General features: G+C 42.9%; 15 protein-coding genes. 3 read left to right on the top strand and 12 right to left on the bottom strand.

Annotated elements, in window-relative coordinates:
- Positions 1-453: 453 nt before the first annotated feature.
- A complete protein-coding gene (locus AC5EUN_RS00280) occupies positions 454-1,425 on the top strand; it encodes a mechanosensitive ion channel family protein (RefSeq protein WP_004691703.1) in 972 nt (323 codons plus the stop codon).
- Here the strand turns inward: AC5EUN_RS00280 and AC5EUN_RS00275 are convergent.
- The 5 genes from AC5EUN_RS00275 to prfB all read right to left on the bottom strand — a co-directional run bounded on the left by AC5EUN_RS00275 (position 1,411) and on the right by prfB (position 6,346).
- Entirely contained in the window at positions 1,411-2,121 is a 711-nt protein-coding gene (locus tag AC5EUN_RS00275; protein WP_493352104.1) for a 16S rRNA (uracil(1498)-N(3))-methyltransferase, read from the bottom strand. The genes AC5EUN_RS00280 and AC5EUN_RS00275 overlap by 15 nt on opposite strands.
- A 214-nt stretch (positions 2,122-2,335) precedes the next feature.
- Positions 2,336-3,616 carry a 3-deoxy-D-manno-octulosonic acid transferase gene (locus AC5EUN_RS00270; protein ID WP_493352103.1) on the bottom strand — a complete coding sequence of 427 codons (1,281 nt, stop codon included), beginning with the start codon at positions 3,614-3,616 and terminating at the stop codon, positions 2,336-2,338.
- Between the two features lie 99 nt (positions 3,617-3,715).
- Positions 3,716-4,795 (bottom strand): alkene reductase, encoded by a 1,080-nt coding sequence (locus tag AC5EUN_RS00265; RefSeq protein WP_493352102.1) that lies wholly within the window; start codon positions 4,793-4,795, stop codon positions 3,716-3,718.
- 15 nt (positions 4,796-4,810) lie between these two features.
- Positions 4,811-5,110: an ArsR/SmtB family transcription factor gene (locus tag AC5EUN_RS00260; RefSeq protein ID WP_004978252.1), complete on the bottom strand. Its 300-nt coding sequence runs from the start codon at positions 5,108-5,110 to the stop codon at positions 4,811-4,813.
- Between the two features lie 140 nt (positions 5,111-5,250).
- A protein-coding gene (gene prfB / locus AC5EUN_RS00255) for a peptide chain release factor 2 (protein ID WP_100222790.1) occupies positions 5,251-6,346 on the bottom strand; the annotation gives its coding sequence in 2 pieces (ribosomal slippage) (positions 5,251-6,273 and positions 6,275-6,346; 1,095 coding nt in all).
- A gap of 482 nt (positions 6,347-6,828) precedes the next feature.
- Between prfB and AC5EUN_RS00250 the strand changes: the two genes are divergently transcribed.
- Complete coding sequence (locus AC5EUN_RS00250) at positions 6,829-7,611, top strand: putative porin (RefSeq protein ID WP_493352101.1); 783 nt, start codon at positions 6,829-6,831, stop codon at positions 7,609-7,611.
- Positions 7,612-7,779: 168 nt separating this feature from the next.
- Positions 7,780-8,616 (top strand): putative porin, encoded by an 837-nt coding sequence (locus AC5EUN_RS00245; protein WP_130235400.1) that lies wholly within the window; start codon positions 7,780-7,782, stop codon positions 8,614-8,616.
- A gap of 46 nt (positions 8,617-8,662) precedes the next feature.
- On the opposite strand, the gene recJ is transcribed toward AC5EUN_RS00245, so the two are convergent.
- The 7 genes from recJ to AC5EUN_RS00210 form a co-directional block, all read right to left on the bottom strand.
- A complete protein-coding gene (gene recJ / locus AC5EUN_RS00240) occupies positions 8,663-10,369 on the bottom strand; it encodes a single-stranded-DNA-specific exonuclease RecJ (RefSeq protein ID WP_493352100.1) in 1,707 nt (568 codons plus the stop codon).
- The gene (gene pdxH / locus AC5EUN_RS00235; protein ID WP_493352099.1) at positions 10,370-11,026 is read right to left on the bottom strand and encodes a pyridoxamine 5'-phosphate oxidase; all 657 of its coding nucleotides are present in this window, start codon (positions 11,024-11,026) and stop codon (positions 10,370-10,372) included.
- A 13-nt stretch (positions 11,027-11,039) separates the two neighbouring features.
- Positions 11,040-12,371, bottom strand: a complete 1,332-nt coding sequence (gene glmM / locus AC5EUN_RS00230) for a phosphoglucosamine mutase (RefSeq protein ID WP_493352098.1) — start codon at positions 12,369-12,371, stop codon at positions 11,040-11,042.
- 122 nt (positions 12,372-12,493) lie between these two features.
- A complete protein-coding gene (guaB, locus tag AC5EUN_RS00225) occupies positions 12,494-13,960 on the bottom strand; it encodes an IMP dehydrogenase (protein ID WP_004691717.1) in 1,467 nt (488 codons plus the stop codon).
- A 223-nt stretch (positions 13,961-14,183) separates the two neighbouring features.
- Positions 14,184-14,549 carry a YkgJ family cysteine cluster protein gene (locus AC5EUN_RS00220; protein WP_062031975.1) on the bottom strand — a complete coding sequence of 122 codons (366 nt, stop codon included), beginning with the start codon at positions 14,547-14,549 and terminating at the stop codon, positions 14,184-14,186.
- A gap of 95 nt (positions 14,550-14,644) precedes the next feature.
- Complete coding sequence (locus AC5EUN_RS00215; RefSeq protein WP_062031972.1) at positions 14,645-15,442, bottom strand: oxygen-binding di-iron domain-containing protein; 798 nt, start codon at positions 15,440-15,442, stop codon at positions 14,645-14,647.
- 182 nt (positions 15,443-15,624) lie between these two features.
- Positions 15,625-16,200 (bottom strand): TMEM165/GDT1 family protein, encoded by a 576-nt coding sequence (locus AC5EUN_RS00210; RefSeq protein ID WP_062031969.1) that lies wholly within the window; start codon positions 16,198-16,200, stop codon positions 15,625-15,627.
- Between the last annotated feature and the right edge of the window lie 68 nt (positions 16,201-16,268).

The following is a 16,268-nucleotide window of genomic DNA, read 5'->3' as shown; positions in this document are numbered from 1 at the left end:
ATCATACTTCCTTATATTCTGACTCTCATCGCGAGAGTTCATGCCACAGTTATTGGTTTATTATTGGACTGCATAACCACAGTATGACGATTGTTTTTTAAACAGATCAACACGGCTTTGGTCGTATATTATTTCTACAATTTAAAACACATTTTATAGTGATCTTTCAACAAGATCCTGTGTTTAATCCGTAACATGAACAAAACTGAACTCAGTAAAGTCGCTCCAGCTAGGCTTTTTTAAGCAGATTGTTACACTTCAGGCTGCGCTATTTCATACATAGAAGCATGGCTCAGCGCCTTCATTCCAAAACTCAAGCATTTAAAAAACACAGCGATAGATTTTTATCCGTCTATCAATCACCCAGAATGCGATAATTTCATACGCTTTTCTCTATTAAATACACACAATTTTCAGGCAAAATATGCCAAATTTTCAGCGATTGGAGCACCAGTGTCAGAACAAACCCATACCTTGAGCGAGGTTGCTCAAGGTACGTCAGAGATGCTACATGACGCAACAGCAAAAACCACGCAAAGTGTAATTGCACATACGGCAAAATATAATGACGCCTATTCCACCATCGACAAATTTGTCGATAGTTTTTGGGAGCGTATGCCTTATTTTTGTATTGCGCTGATTACCTTCGTCATTTTTTATTTGCTCTCCAAGCTGTTTAAACTTTTTGTTCGTAAAGCACTGTCTGATCGTTCTTATACCAAGCAAAACCTTGTCCTTGTCCTGAACCGTGTCGGCAGTTCGGCCATCGTCTTTATTGGCTTCCTGATTGCCATGGTGATTGCAATTCCGGGTTTCACCCCTGGTCAGCTGATGAGTGCTTTGGGGATTGGCTCGGTTGCGATTGGTTTTGCATTTAAAGACATCTTCCAAAACCTACTTTCAGGAATCCTGATTTTACTGGGTGAACCGTTTAAGATTGGCGATGACATTATTGTCTCGGGTATGGAAGGCAACGTTGAAGATATTCAAATTCGTGCCACTTACTTACGTGCGCCAGATGGTCGTCGTATCGTGATTCCGAATGCGACTGTGTATACCAGTGCGGTCACTGTCAACACCGCCTATCCACGTCGTCGCTGCGAGTTCTTGGTCGGTATTGGTTATGAAGATGACATCAAAAAAGCCAAAGATATTATTTTAGGCATTTTAGACCGAGATACGACCATTTTAAGTCAACCAGGTTTTAGCGTGAACGTCGCTGCACTTGCAGATTTTTCAGTGAACCTCAAAGTCCAATGGTGGGTCAACACCACAGAAACCACGGTATCTGGCTCAATCAGTTCAGTACAAGAATATGTGGTTCAGGCCTTTGCTGAGCAAGGGATTTCTATTCCTTACCCAGTTCAAGAAGTTCGCGTCGCAAAAAATGACAGCTACCCGACAGAAACTTCAACTGCTAAATAAGCGTCCTAAAACATAAGGGATCACGGTTTCAGTCCGAATAATACGGCTGCCTAAGCTCATCGCTTGACAGCCGTTTTTTACAAGTAGTTCAACTTCGTAAGGGATAAATCCACCTTCCGGCCCGATCACAATCGTACAGGGATGTTGAATCGCAAAAGGCATTTTGGCATCGCTATAAGGATGTGCCACATAAGCAGGACAATCGGCTGAAATTAAGCTTGGCAATTGATCTTCAACAAAAGGCTTAAAGCGTTTATAAATTTCAATTTTGGGCGCAACCGTATCACCTGCCTGCTCTAGCCCCAAAGTCACATATTGATCCAACTGTTGTAAGAACGGGGTTTGCCAATAACTTTTATCAACCCGATAGCTGTGCAGCAAAATGATTTTTTCAACCCCTAAAGTCACCGCATCCATAATCAAACGACGCAGAACTTTAGGGCGTGGCATCGCGACAATTAAAGTCACTGGCAGTTTGGCTGGTACAGGTTCTTCATATAAGGGTTTTATACGTACAGCTGTTTCAGAAACATCAACCACTTGCGTAAGATGACGCTTTCCGTTTTGTATCCCTACTTTTAACGTATCACCGGCTTTCAACTCTAAATGATGATGCAAATGTTCAAGCTGACGCTTGACGCTAATGGACCAGAGTTCAGATTCAGTTTGGCGCGGGTCTAACAGAACGATATTCATAATAAATAGAAAAAATCCAAACAGTGAAGGCCTCATCAGCACATGTCATCGTGAAAGGCGACAAGGATGCCGCCCGCTGTGCTGAGGTACAGGATGTACCTTTAGCACAGCAAAAGATTTTCGTTACTTTTCATCTTTGAAAAGTAAGAACCACCTACGCAAAGCCATCCATAAAATCTACAGTATTTGTAGTAATGACAAACTCACTCAAGTTTTATAAATAAGCATCAATCACTTGAATATGCTTTTTCAAAGAGCCCGTATTTAACTGCATAATCTTTTGTGCAGATTGATTCAGTGTACTCGCCTGCTCGGCATCATCTAACAGTGTCATCAACACCACGGCAGCTTGTTCAGCATCCTCAACAACTTTCACTGCATCGGCTTGTACAAATTCATCGACAATGGTTTGGAAATTAAAATAGTTTTTGCCCAAAACCGTCGGCACATGTAACGCAATTGGCTCTAAAATATTATGTCCGCCACCCGGTTCATTTAGTGATCCCCCGACAAAACAAGCATCAGATAAGGCATACCATAACCACATCTCCCCCATCGAATCGGCTAAATAGACTTGGGTGTCCGCCTGTATGCTTTGTCCCGTACTCCTGCGAGTGGTATTTAAATTTAGACTCTGTACAGCAGCAAAGACCTCATCAAAACGTTCTGGATGACGCGGTACAACAATACACAACAGTTCAGACTGTGCATCCAAATACGGCTTAAGCGCGCTTAACAGTTTTTGTTCTTCGGGTGCATGAGTACTGGCAATAGTGATGATCTTACGCCCAGCGAGTGACCATTCTTGCTTGAGCTGAGCTGCCTGTTTGACAAACGATTCTGGCGCATGAATATCAAACTTAATACTCCCCACCACCTGTGTTAGCGATGGCACTGAACCAAGCTGAATAAAGCGCTCTGCAGTTGCCTGATCTTGTACCAAAAGCTGATCTAGTCCGTGTAACATCGGCTGCGTAAGGCTAGATACTTTGGCATAGCCTTTGGCTGATTTTTCAGAAAGACGTGCATTAATCAAGATACATGGCACCTGACTCTGCCCCGCTTGGGCAATTAAATTCGGCCAGAGTTCAGTTTCAACCAAAGCCAAAAGTTTGGGCTGATACAATGCGAAAAACTGACGAACTAAAGGTTTTTGATCCGCAGGTAAATATACAGCTTGGAACAGATCTAGATACGGTGCTTTTAAAAATAGTGATTTGGCCCGCGCCTGACCCGTTTTGGTGGTATTGGTCACCAAGACTGGATGACCCGCTTTTAAATAATGCTCGATGAGAGGCTGCGCTGCATTGGTTTCACCCACCGACACCACATGGAACCAAATCGCTTGGCGATTTTTAACCGGTTGAAAGGGCCCGAAACGTTCGAGACATTCTTGTTGAAATTGTTCTGTACTCTCTGCACGTTTTTTTATTTTAGACTTATACAGCGGTTTGATCAGCGCAAGTGCTGCGTTATACCAAAAAGGAGTAGCCAAATACGTGCTCCAAAAATTAATGCAAAAATAAAACAGCGCAACTCATATTATCCCATGAATTGCGCTGTTATCTTGTCGCGAATTGAACGGAAAAGCAATTTAAACCGCAGCAGTTTCCATTTCAGCTAAAGTCGGATAGTCCACATAGCCTTCAGCGACACCCGTTCCAATCATATTTTCCAGTTTCAGTTCATTCAGTGGTGCATCTTGCAGTAAACGCTCATACAAGTCTGGATTGGCAATATACGCCTTACCAAAAGACACCGCATCAGCCTTGCCTGATGCCAACAGCTGAATTGCATCTTCACGACTCAGTTGCATATTGGCAATATAAGGCACTCCACCAGAACGCTCTTTCATATATTCAGAAATACTGTCTTCAGCCAGATATTCACGGGTAAAGAAGAAGGCAATCTTGCGTTTGCCCAGCTGCTCCATGGCATAGCCAAATGTTTCACGTGGATTATCATCGCCCATGTCATGGTCATCACAACGCGGCGCAAAATGCACCCCTACATGATCTGCGCCCCATACTTCAATCAGTGCATCAGTTGCTTCTAGCAGGAACCGTGTACGATTTTCCACTGAACCGCCGTATTCATCTTCACGCTGATTGGTTTTGCTTTGCAAGAACTGGTCAATCAGATAACCATTGGCAGCATGTAATTCCACACCATCAAAACCGGCTTCTTTAGCACGAATCGCGGCTTGCTTATATTGCTCGGTAATCGCGTGAATTTCAGAAACCTCCAAAGGACGTGGCAATACATAAGGACGTTTTGGACGTAGTAAGCTGACATGACCCGCCTGTTGTACTGCACTTGCAGAGACTGGTGTTTCACCATTTAACAGATCCGGATGCGATACACGACCAACATGCCAAAGCTGGGCAATAATCAGACCGCCCTTCTCATGAACCGCTTGAGTGACCTTTTTCCAGCCTTCGACCTGAGCATCGGTAAACAATCCTGGAGTATTCAAATAGCCATTGGCTTCTTCAGAAATCACTGTAGCTTCAGAAATGATCAGGCCAGCACTTGCACGTTGCGCATAGTACTCAACCATCATTGGGGTTGGAACGCGATCAGCAGTTGCGCGGTTACGGGTCAGCGGCGCCATGATGACACGGTTTTTGAGCTCTAACGCACCGAGCGTTAAAGGAGAATTTAATTCAGCCATCGTTACTCCCACCTGTTAAAGGTGTTGTTGTAGGTGTTCGATAAATTGCTGAATCAACGCTTCATTGCGAGAAAAATAAGACCATTGTCCATATTTTTCCACTTGAATTAAACCGGCCTGCTGTAAAACGGACAAATGGTTCGACATCGTCGATTGCGATACATTTCCCAACCGTTCGATATGACCTGCACATACGCCGCGTCTAAAGTCACCACATTCGTCACTCGATAAAAATTGTTCCGGTTTTTTTAACCATTCCAAAATTTGGCGACGCGTTGGATTAGCCAAGGCTTTAAAAATTAAATCTATATCCATACTCAAGACACGTTTAATGGGCAACAAAGCGTTGTCAGCTTGTTTTACTTAATATATCGCATTTTTTCGATTTTAATATCGATTTTTTTAGATATATTGTAAAATAGCTGATAACCCTTTGCTTTCATTCATCATTTAAATTACAAACCTTGTTTTAAGCTTGCTTCAATAAACTTATCAAGGTCACCATCTAGTACTGCACCTGTGTTGGAGTTTTCAACACCCGTACGTAAGTCTTTAATACGCGAGTCATCCAATACATAAGAACGAATCTGACTGCCCCAACCAATATCCGACTTCGAGTCTTCAAGTGCTTGCGCTGCTTCGTTACGTTTGCTCATTTCCAACTCATACAACTTCGCACGTAACTGTTTCCACGCATGGTCACGGTTGGCATGTTGTGAACGTTGGTTCTGACACGCCACTACAATGCCTGTTGGCGCGTGGGTTAAACGTACCGCAGAGTCTGTTTTGTTAATGTGCTGACCACCTGCACCCGAAGCACGGTAGGTATCGGTACGCACGTCAGATGGGTTGATATCAATTTCAATGTTGTCATCGACTTCTGGCGAGACAAACACAGCAGAGAATGAGGTATGACGGCGGTTACCCGAGTCAAATGGCGATTTACGCACTAAGCGATGCACACCCGATTCGGTACGCAACCAGCCATAGGCATACTCACCTTCCACACGAATCGTTGCTGACTTAATCCCAGCCACATCGCCGTCTGACTCTTCCATCAATTCAGCTTTAAAACCATGACGTTCAATCCAGCGCATATACATACGCAGTAGCATTGAAGCCCAGTCTTGTGCTTCTGTCCCACCTGAACCGGCTTGAATTTCCACATAACATGGATTTGGGTCCATTGGGTTACTGAACATACGGCGGAATTCAAGCTTCGCTAACTCTTCTTCTGCAGAAGTCAATTCAGCTTGGACATCAGCCAACAGACTTTCATCATCTGCTTCTACTGCCAAATCAAGCATCGCTTGCGCATCTTCAAGCTGCGTTGCCAAACCATCTAACACATTTAAGACGTTTTCAAGTTCGCCTTTTTCTTTGGCCATGGCTTGTGCACGGCTTTGATCATTCCAAATCGCTGGATCTTCTAATTCACGGAGAACCTCTTCTAAACGCTCTTTTTTCAGATCGTAGTCAAAGATACCCCCGTAATGTGAGACCACGGTCGTTTAAGTCTTTTAATTGGTTTAGATACGGATTAATTTCCACGTGAATTACTCTCAATCAATATAAAGCGAAAAATAGCCGCTGATTATATCACAGTCGACGGCTGGGATTATTCATCTCAAATTCGACAAAATCACACCCTTCTTTCTAGAGCTTAAAATTTTTTAGCCTCCCAAAAAGTATTCACTTGATCCAAAATCAAGCTGCATACAAATGCGAACCATCCAAAAAAAATACGTCTGAGAAGCTTTCTCAACAGACGAACGGACTAAACATTTTGAGTTAAAATTGGTTAAAATGGCGTCAAAAATTATGAAATCCACATAATCTACACAATTTTAATAAAACAAAACATTATAAATTTATAATTTATTATCAATCATTTAAATTTAAAAAATTACACGATGTAACCTTAGATACAGAGCATTAACTTTCCTTTGGTTGACGCTTTTTTATTTTGCCCTAGACTGAAGTTGTAACAAAAAATTAATGAAATACAGTTCCACTTACGAGGGGTACATACCATGAAAAAATTAGCAATTGCTTCAGCATTACTTTCAGCTCTAGCGGTCACAGGTACTGCACATGCATACCAAGCAGAAGTGGGTGCTTCAGCTGGCCTAATTGATCCAGACAACGGTAGTTCAAGCGGCTCTTTTGGCGTAGATGGCACATACTATTTCAACCCAGTTCAAACACGTAATGCGCCACTTGCAGAAGCAGCATTCTTAGACCGTGCAAGTAACGTTAACGCAAAATACCAATACGACGAAGTAGGTGATAATGAACGTCATCGTTATGGCGTCGGTGCTGAAGTCTTTGTCCCTAACTCAGATTTCTATGTGAGTGGTAATGTTGGTCGCGATGATAGGAAATTTGACCGCGGTGCCGATTTTGATGAGACCGTTTATGGCGCTGAAGTGGGTTATTTACCAGCACCAGGTTTATTAATTGCTGCGGGTCTAAAAGGCTATGACAACGATTATGACGATGGCGTAGATCCTACTCTTCGCGCTAAATATGTCACTTCTCTAAGCAATGGTAAAGATATTAACTTAGAAGCAGGCGCAGGTTTTGGTGATTTAGACGAATATAATCTTGCAGCAGATTACTTCATCGATAAAACCTTAAGCCTAGGTGTAGATTACTACAGCAAAGACCGTGACTATGGTGATACTAACGAATTTGGTATCAATGCACGTAAATTCTTTACCCCGCAAGTCAGCCTTGAAGGCCGTGTTGGTTTTGGTGAAGATGGCAACAACGACTACAACAAATTCGGTTTAGCTGCTAAATATCGTTTCTAAAACCAATTAAAAACCTTGAATACTCAAAGCCCATTTTCGAATGGGCTTTTTGCACTCTGATAAAGCATTGTTATAAATAAAGATTGACTACCTGCTACTTTTTCGTACACTTCGTTACAACTGTCATAGAACAGTCATATTTTTTATAACAAAGAGAGAACCTCTAAAATGCTTAAACAACTTGCACTTACTACCGCACTTATTGCGAGCTTCGGGACTGCACATGCTTATCAAGCGGAAATCAATGCAAACTACGAAAATACAAGCTTTGATGGTGACAGTGAAGATCTTGATACTTTTGGCATCGGTGGCAAATACTACTTAAATGGAGTGAACACTAAAAATTCGCCACTTGCAGAGGCTGCTTTTTTAAGTAAAGCAAGCAACATTGGTCTTGGTTATGCGAACTCAAGTATTGATGAAGACGGCGCCGATTTAGAAATTGACACAGTCGGTTTAAATGGTGAATTTTTTATCCCAAACTCTCAATTTTATGTTTCTGGTAGCCTCAACCGCTCTGAAGTAACGGTTGAAAGTGAATTTGGTAAAGCATCAGATGATAATGTGGGTTATGCATTAGAAGCAGGTTACCTGCCTGTCGATGGGCTACTCATTGCGGCTGGTGTAGCCAAAGAAAATCTTGATCCAATGTATGTTTCAAAAAATGGCTTCATTGATACATTCTCAAATATCTCCGCAGTAGCAGACGATACAGCTGTGACCTTACGCGCTAAATATGTGACTCAAATTGGTAACCATTTTACCAATTTTGAAGGTGCAACATACTTTGGCGATGAAACTGCTTACCGCTTAGGTGCCGATTTATATATCGATCCAACCTTAAGTGTTGGTGTTTCGTTTATGGATACAACATTCGATGACTTTGACACAGTTTGGGCTGTTCGCGCGCAAAAATTCTTTACGCCTGCTATTGCTGTTGGCTTGAACTACACAACAACGGAAGATGCTGATTCATACGGTATCAATGGTACATTCCGCTTCTAATTGAAACAAAAATGTATTAAAAAAAACCGCTCTATAGAGCGGTTTTTTAGTGTTGTTCTAAATGCAAAATGCGAAGTTGTACGCTGACATTGCCACGAAATTCATTTTTATCCAGCTCATAAACCAAACGAACTTGATGGTTCATCTCATTGAACTGGTATTTGTCCGCCGCATTAAAAGCAATGGCATCCACGACCTGTCCATTGTCTAAAGCAATACGTAATTTTAAATGCACTTCTTTCAACCAGCGGAAATCTAAAATTTGAAAGTTTCCTTCAAAAATAGGTGCTGGAAACTTTTGCCCCCATGGACTAATCTGCTGTAGAAGATCGACCGTTTCAACCTGAATATTTTCTGCTGCTAACTCACCATCGGTCCATAAAGTCGCCGTAAATAGACCTTCATCCTGAGCTGCCATCAGTACTTCAAAGGCCTGCTTAAACTCTTCAAAATGGACTTTTTGAATGGTTAAACCCGCTGCCGCAGCATGCCCACCAAAGTGGCTGACCAAATGTGGATATTGCTCAGCAACACACTCAATGGCATCGCGGATATGCACTCCTTCAATCGAGCGTGCTGAACCTTTGATATGTATCCCATCTTCATCTGCAGCAAACACAATACTCGGACGATGAAACTGTTCTTTTAAGCGCCCTGCAACAATGCCAATCACCCCTTGATGCCAATGCGGCTCGAACATAATTAAAGCCGCGGGTAAGACCGTATCATCTAGTTGAATTTGATCCAAGGCTATTAAGGCCTCTTGTTTCATCGTGGTTTCAACTTGACGACGTTCCACATTCAACTGATTCAGTTGTTCTGCCAATGGATAGGCAGAGGCAAAGTCCTGTGCTAATAGACATTCAATCCCGATATCCATGGTTTCCATGCGACCTGCCGCATTAATACGTGGTCCCAGTACAAACCCCAAATCTTGCGCTTTTAAAGTTGCAGCCTCTCGACCTGCAATCTCCAGTAGAGCACTGATACCAGGGCGGCATAAATGCTGTTGAATGCGCTTCAGGCCAACATCGACCAAGATGCGATTGTTATAGTCAAGACTGGCAACATCGGCATAAGTCCCCAAGGCCACCAAATCCAAATACTGACTCATGAGTGTCGAAGACTTATTTAGTTTTTTACGATAGGTCGATAAGTTAGCCAAGACATAAAAGGCCACGCCGACCCCAGCTAAGGCTTTACTTGGAAAATCACACCCCAACTGGTTCGGATTCACTACCGCTTGGGCACTGGGAGTCGGTTTGGTGGTCAAATGGTGATCGGTAATAATCACCTGCATGCCATGATCTTGCGCTTGTTTCACGCCGTCATGACTGGAAATACCATTATCAACGGTAATCAATAAATCAGGTGTAAAGCTGGTAAATGCTAAATCCGCAATCGCAGGCGTTAAGCCATAACCATATTTAAAGCGATCTGGAACCAGATACTCTACCTGCGCCCCCATTTCTCGCAAAGCCAAGATCATTAAAGCGGTGCTGGTTGCACCATCTGCATCATAATCACCCACAATGACAATTTTGTGTTGCTGATCAATTGCAGCATCCATCAACTGAACCGCTTCATTTAAGCCTTTCAGACTAGGGGCCAGTAAATGCTTGAGCTTTAACTCCAGCTCCTGCGTTGACGCCACCCCACGGCGGGCTAAAATTTCTGCAATAAACGCAGGAATGTCCTGAAATAATTCAGGACAGGTAATAAAGGGTCTTTGCTTAATTTGAATGGCTGACATTTATGGCATCAAACGTTTCAGCATCCAGACATCTTGCTGTTTTTCATAACTTAAACGGTCATGTAAACGGTTCGGACGCCCTTGCCAAAACTCATAGTAGTCGGGCTCGAGACGGTAGCCACCCCAAAAGAGGGGTTTATTGAGTTCTGATTTACCTTCAACTTGGTTCTGCAATTGCTCAAAACGTTGTTGCAAGACTTCACGGCTTTCAATCACGCCACTTTGTGGTGTACTGATATGTGCCGCAATTTGGCTATCTCGTGGGCGCTTATGATAGTAGTCCGTCGATTCTGCTTCAGAAATTTTAACCACTTTACCACCAATGCGAATCTGACGTTCCTGCTCTTGCCAATAAAACAGTAACTCTGCATATGGGTTTTCAGCCAAATCATTGCCTTTTTGACTGTCATAATTGGTATAAAAATCATAACCTGCTTCAGTTGCACCGCGCAGCAATACCGTTCGTACATGCGGCCGACCCTGCACACTCGCTGTCGCCAATGACATAGCATAGGGTTCGTGCAGTTGTGCTTCTAAAGCATGATTAAACCAAAGCAAGAACTGGGCATGTGGATGGGTTTCTACTCGCTCTTCAAGCAGCTCGCCTTTTTGGTAACTTAAACGAAGCTCGCTGAGATCTTTAATTAAATCACTCATTTTTCACTCCTTATTAAGCTGCATTCGCACGTACAGCATCAGCCAATGCATGGGCTAAAGTGCTGACTTCATCGAGGTCATCCCCTTCCACCATGACACGAATCACAGGCTCTGTGCCTGATTTACGAATCAACAAACGACCACGACCTTTAAGTTGTTGCTCGGCTTTATCAAATTCAGCCACCAAAGCAGGCACCGCATAAGGGTCAAACATCGCCTCTAAACGTACATTCACCAACACATTCGGTAGAAGCTTAAAGTCAGCAACCAATTCATGCAGCGCTTTCTTCTGCTCGACCATCACGGTAAGGACTTGTAGAGCCGCAATAATGGCATCACCTGTGGTACTTTTATCCAAGGTTAAAATATGCCCTGATGGCTCACCGCCAATGACCCAGCCTTTTTCTTCTAGACCTTGTAGGACATAACGATCCCCCACTTTGGCACGTAATAACGCCACACCCGCTTTTTCCAAAGCCAGTTCCAAAGCCATGTTTGACATCAAGGTACCGACTATTCCAGCAGGCTTTTTAGCGCTCTGTGTCGCTAAGATATATAAAATATGGTCGCCATCAATCAGCTTGCCATCTTTATCTACTAAAATAACGCGGTCTGCATCCCCATCAAAGGCGATGCCCAAATCAGCCTTATGCTTCACTACGAGTTGCTGCAAATGCTCAGGATGGGTCGAACCACATTGCTCATTGATATTTACACCGTTAGGCTCATTATGAATGGCAATGACCTTGGCGCCGAGCTCACGAAAGACCGATGGACCCACGTTATATGCAGCACCATTGGCGCAATCCACCACAATGGTTAAATCATTCAAGTCTAAATGGTATGGAAATGTGGATTTACAAAATTCAATATAGCGGCCATTGGCATCTTTTACGCGGACACTTTTACCTAAGTTTGCCGTGTCTTCAATCACTAATTCTTTTTCAAGTTCCTGATTAATTTCTTCTTGAATAGCATCTGGTAGTTTCTTACCTTCACTGGAAAAGAACTTGATCCCATTATCAAAATAAGGATTATGTGATGCTGAAATCACAATGCCCAAACTTGCATGTAAAGCACGGGTCAAATGTGCAATCGCTGGGGTTGGTAATGGGCCCAATAAATGTACATAAACCCCTGCCGCATTTAAACCTGCTTGCAATGCCGACTCTAAAATATAACCGGATAAACGTGTATCTTTTCCGAGTACTACCAATGGTTTTGATTTTTTACTGTGGCGTTTTAAAACTTTCCCTGCGGCAAAGCCTAATTTAAGGGCAAATTCAGGGGTAATAGGGAGGACGCCAAACTTACCGCGAATACCATCGGTACCAAAATAACTCATGTTATACTCACTTCTTAATGGTGATCTAAATCATCACTTTTTTACTCACGACACTTTACACCAAAACGAAAAAGCCGTCATAAAAATGACGGCTTTTACATTCAACAATTCGTATAACTTTATTAGCCAACGCGATAGTTTGGTGCTTCTTTGGTAATTGTTACGTCATGAACATGTGACTCAGACATACCTGCCGAAGTAATTTTCACAAACTTCGCATTTTGACGAAGATCTTCAATCACAGATGAACCCGTATAACCCATAGAAGAACGTAAACCGCCCATCATTTGGTGCACAATGTTACCCATTGGTCCCTTGTATGGCACACGACCTTCGATCCCTTCAGGAACAAGTTTCTCAGCACCTGCTTTAGAGTCTTGGAAATAACGATCCGCAGAACCTGTTGCTCCTGCCATCGCGCCCAATGAGCCCATACCACGATACGCCTTATAGTAACGACCTTGGAAGAATTCCACTTCACCTGGCGCTTCTTCAGTCCCGGCAAGGAGTGAACCGACCATAATCGTACTCGCACCCGCGCCAATCGCTTTCGCCATGTCACCAGAGAAACGAATACCACCATCTGCAATTAATGGAATTTGATCTTTTAGTGCATTGGCAACGCTATCAATCGCAGAAATCTGCGGCATGCCAATACCCGCTACAATACGCGTGGTACAAATTGAGCCTGGGCCGATACCGACTTTGACCGCATCTGCGCCGGCATCAAGAAGTGCCAATGCAGCATCCCCAGTTGCAATATTACCGCCAATCACTTGGACTTGTGGGTAATTCGCTTTCACCCAACGTACACGCTCGATCACACCCGCAGAGTGACCATGCGCCGTATCTACGACAATTGCATCAACACCCGCTTCAACCAAAGCTTCTACACGACTTGGTGTTTCTACACCTGTACCGACTGCAGCACCTACGCGTAAGCGACCAAGGTCATCTTTACAGCTGCTTGGATAGCTTTCCGCTTTACGGAAGTCAGTGACTGTAATTAAACCTTTGAGTTCGTTATGTTCACCAACAACCAAAACTTTTTCAATGCGATGCTTTTGCAGTAAAGCTTGAATATTTTCTTTCGATTCACCTTCACGAACAGTCACAAGGCGGTCTTGACCAGTCATGATGTTGCTTACAGGTTGCTCAAGGTTCGTTTCAAAGCGTGTATCGCGACCTGTGACAATACCGACCACTTTGCCATCTTTCACAACAGGCACACCGCTGATGTTGTTGGCTTGAGTAATCGAGATCAATTCGCGTACTGTGGTTTCAGGTGTCACAGTGATTGGATCTTTCACCATCCCTGCTTCAAATTTTTTCACACGACGGACTTCTGCAGCTTGTGCAGCAATATCCATGTTCTTGTGCAAAATACCAATACCACCGTTTTGCGCCATCGCAATCGCCATACGTGATTCAGTCACCGTATCCATTGCTGCTGAAACAAGGGGGATATTTAAATTAATGCCGCGCGTGAATCGTGTCTTTAATGAGACATCTTTTGGGAGAACAGTAGAATAGGCAGGGAGTAATAGGACATCATCAAAAGTTAACGCGTCTTGAACGATGGTCAACATGGCAGTCTCACTGGTAATTTCCGTGCGCTATTATAAACAAATATGAACTTAAATTTCATTTCAATTGAAAATTTATTTTTTTATCTTAGAAAATAAAGTGATAAAACCTATATTTTATTTAAACTCTTCATTTTCACCTTTATTTTTTTATTTCTTGTTTTGAGATGGATTTGATTTACTTTCAAAAACTCAAAAAGCAGAGCCTTGACTCTGCTTTTACTGATTAACACACTTGATCAAAACCTTCATCATTGACGGCAATGCTCGCTTCCAATTGCACAAATGGAATCATATTGTGCGCACGTCGCGCTTTGTTGCATTGATCATCAGCAATTTGAACTTCTTTACATGAAGAGCTACGCTGTTCATACATCCCACAACTCACGTGCTCACCAATGGTGCCTTGCAGTGCGATACAGCGTGGACTGGCTTGATTAGTTCCAACCATGCATGAATACACCGCCGTCACTGGTTCTGTGTAATGTTCAGGCATGGAGATGCCTTCAGCCCAGTAAAATGAGACTCTAAAAAAGGCACAACATGCCCCGCAGCTTAAACAGGCATCTTCCGTTGGAACTTGAGACAACATCCTTTATATTCTCATTTTCAAAAAACTTTTTTTGGAAGAAAATATTAAAAAAATTGTGGTTGCCAAACAAGCAAAATTTACGACTATTTTGTCACTTAAGTTGGACAGGTAAAAACACTCTCATCCATCAAGTCTGTACCGCACTCCAAAGTCTCAATCCAATCTAAAAATTGATGAATCTGCTCGTGCCCAATAAACGGTGTCCCATGCTGCGGTACAATCATTTCGACATCCATCGTGCGGACCATATTGACCCATAAACGAATCACTTTGTTATTGCACATATAGCGCTGATGAAACCCTTTCATTTTAGGAATATGCGCAGCAAAGTTTTCCAAAGGTTTTGAGGCATCGTCCACCATCGATGCCCCCATATCGCCTGAAAATAAAATTTTGGCAATTGGGTCATAAAACTGAAAATTACCCACCGAATGTAAAAAATGCGCAGGCACAGCAATAATCGAAGACTGCCCCAACGTAATCACCTGACCGTGGTCTGGTAGCTCCACTAAACGATCCAGCCAGTTACCTTTCATCCGCTCACTCATAAAGGCAGAGTTCAAGTGAGGTAAAAAGCGTGCCCAAAGTTTAGAAGCCACCACTTTCGCTTCGGTATAGACCAACCAACGCGGCATTGAGGTAATAATGTCGGGGTCTTGGTGTGAGGCCATCACAAAATCAAGATTGGTCAAACGCGTATATTTATTCAACTCCATGGTCAGCGGCACATAGGTTAAATCACCACCCGGATCTAAGACCGCAGCACGCTCATGGTCAATAATTAAAAACTGATTTGCCTGTACACCCTCGCCTTTGACCAAGCTGGTAAAGCTAATACACTTATGTGTGCCATCATCATATAAAACCTGTGACGTTGTGCGGTCAAATGCCATGCCCATCCCCTCAAAATGCTGTTTTTCTTAAAAGACTTTTTAATACCTACAACATATATGGATTTACACAAACTTACAATGCATTTGCGACCAATATCATTTGATATATCAATAAATTGAAGATCATTTTTCAATAAAAAATCCCGATTTTTTAAGTCGGGATTCTTATTTTCTACGGTGAATTAGAAGAAATAATGCTGTACAAGTGTCGCAATACCAATGACCAAGAAAATGGCCGCACCAATTTTATGAATTAAGGCAATTGGCAACTTGGTCGCCAACTTATCGCCAATAAAGACCGCTGGCGCATTAGCCAACATCATCCCTAAAGTCGTACCCAACATCACCCAAACTATACTGTCAAAACGTGCCGCTAAAGCCACTGTCGCAATTTGGGTTTTATCACCAATTTCGGCCAAAAAGAACAACACAAACGTTGCGCCAAATACCCCTAGTTTCTGCCATTTCTTAATGCTGCCTGACTCATCATCCAACTGATCAGGAATCAACATCCAACCTGCCATAGCAATGAAACCAATCGAGAGAATCCAGATCAGCGCATCAGGGCTTAAAACTGTGGTGATCCATTGGCCTAAAACAGCAGAGACACCATGGTTAATAATGGTCGCCAGCAAAATAGCCAATAGAATTGGGACGGGTTTACGGAAACGTGCAGCAAGTAACAATGCAAGCAGTTGGGTCTTATCGCCCATTTCAGCTAAAGCCACGATGGCTGTGGAGAGGAGGAATTCATACATGATGTCTTTCTCTGGCTAGCATAACAAATACCAATGACTCACCGCTCCTGCTAGCCAAAAATCTGCAG

The organism is Acinetobacter sp. CAU_H_S170_2, assembly GCF_058890445.1.
Note: the sequence above shows the minus strand (reverse complement) of the source record. Positions and strands in the feature narration are given on the sequence as shown.

Coding starts and splice junctions, on each gene's coding strand:
- AC5EUN_RS00275 (WP_493352104.1), bottom strand. CDS start 2,121: ATGAATATCGTTCTGTTAGACCCGCGCCAAACTGAATCTGAACTCTGG.
- AC5EUN_RS00265 (WP_493352102.1), bottom strand. CDS start 4,795: ATGGCTGAATTAAATTCTCCTTTAACGCTCGGTGCGTTAGAGCTCAAA.
- AC5EUN_RS00260 (WP_004978252.1), bottom strand. CDS start 5,110: ATGGATATAGATTTAATTTTTAAAGCCTTGGCTAATCCAACGCGTCGC.
- AC5EUN_RS00250 (WP_493352101.1), top strand. CDS start 6,829: ATGAAAAAATTAGCAATTGCTTCAGCATTACTTTCAGCTCTAGCGGTC.
- AC5EUN_RS00245 (WP_130235400.1), top strand. CDS start 7,780: ATGCTTAAACAACTTGCACTTACTACCGCACTTATTGCGAGCTTCGGG.
- recJ (WP_493352100.1), bottom strand. CDS start 10,369: ATGTCAGCCATTCAAATTAAGCAAAGACCCTTTATTACCTGTCCTGAA.
- pdxH (WP_493352099.1), bottom strand. CDS start 11,026: ATGAGTGATTTAATTAAAGATCTCAGCGAGCTTCGTTTAAGTTACCAA.
- glmM (WP_493352098.1), bottom strand. CDS start 12,371: ATGAGTTATTTTGGTACCGATGGTATTCGCGGTAAGTTTGGCGTCCTC.
- guaB (WP_004691717.1), bottom strand. CDS start 13,960: ATGTTGACCATCGTTCAAGACGCGTTAACTTTTGATGATGTCCTATTA.
- AC5EUN_RS00220 (WP_062031975.1), bottom strand. CDS start 14,549: ATGTTGTCTCAAGTTCCAACGGAAGATGCCTGTTTAAGCTGCGGGGCA.
- AC5EUN_RS00215 (WP_062031972.1), bottom strand. CDS start 15,442: ATGGCATTTGACCGCACAACGTCACAGGTTTTATATGATGATGGCACA.
- AC5EUN_RS00210 (WP_062031969.1), bottom strand. CDS start 16,200: ATGTATGAATTCCTCCTCTCCACAGCCATCGTGGCTTTAGCTGAAATG.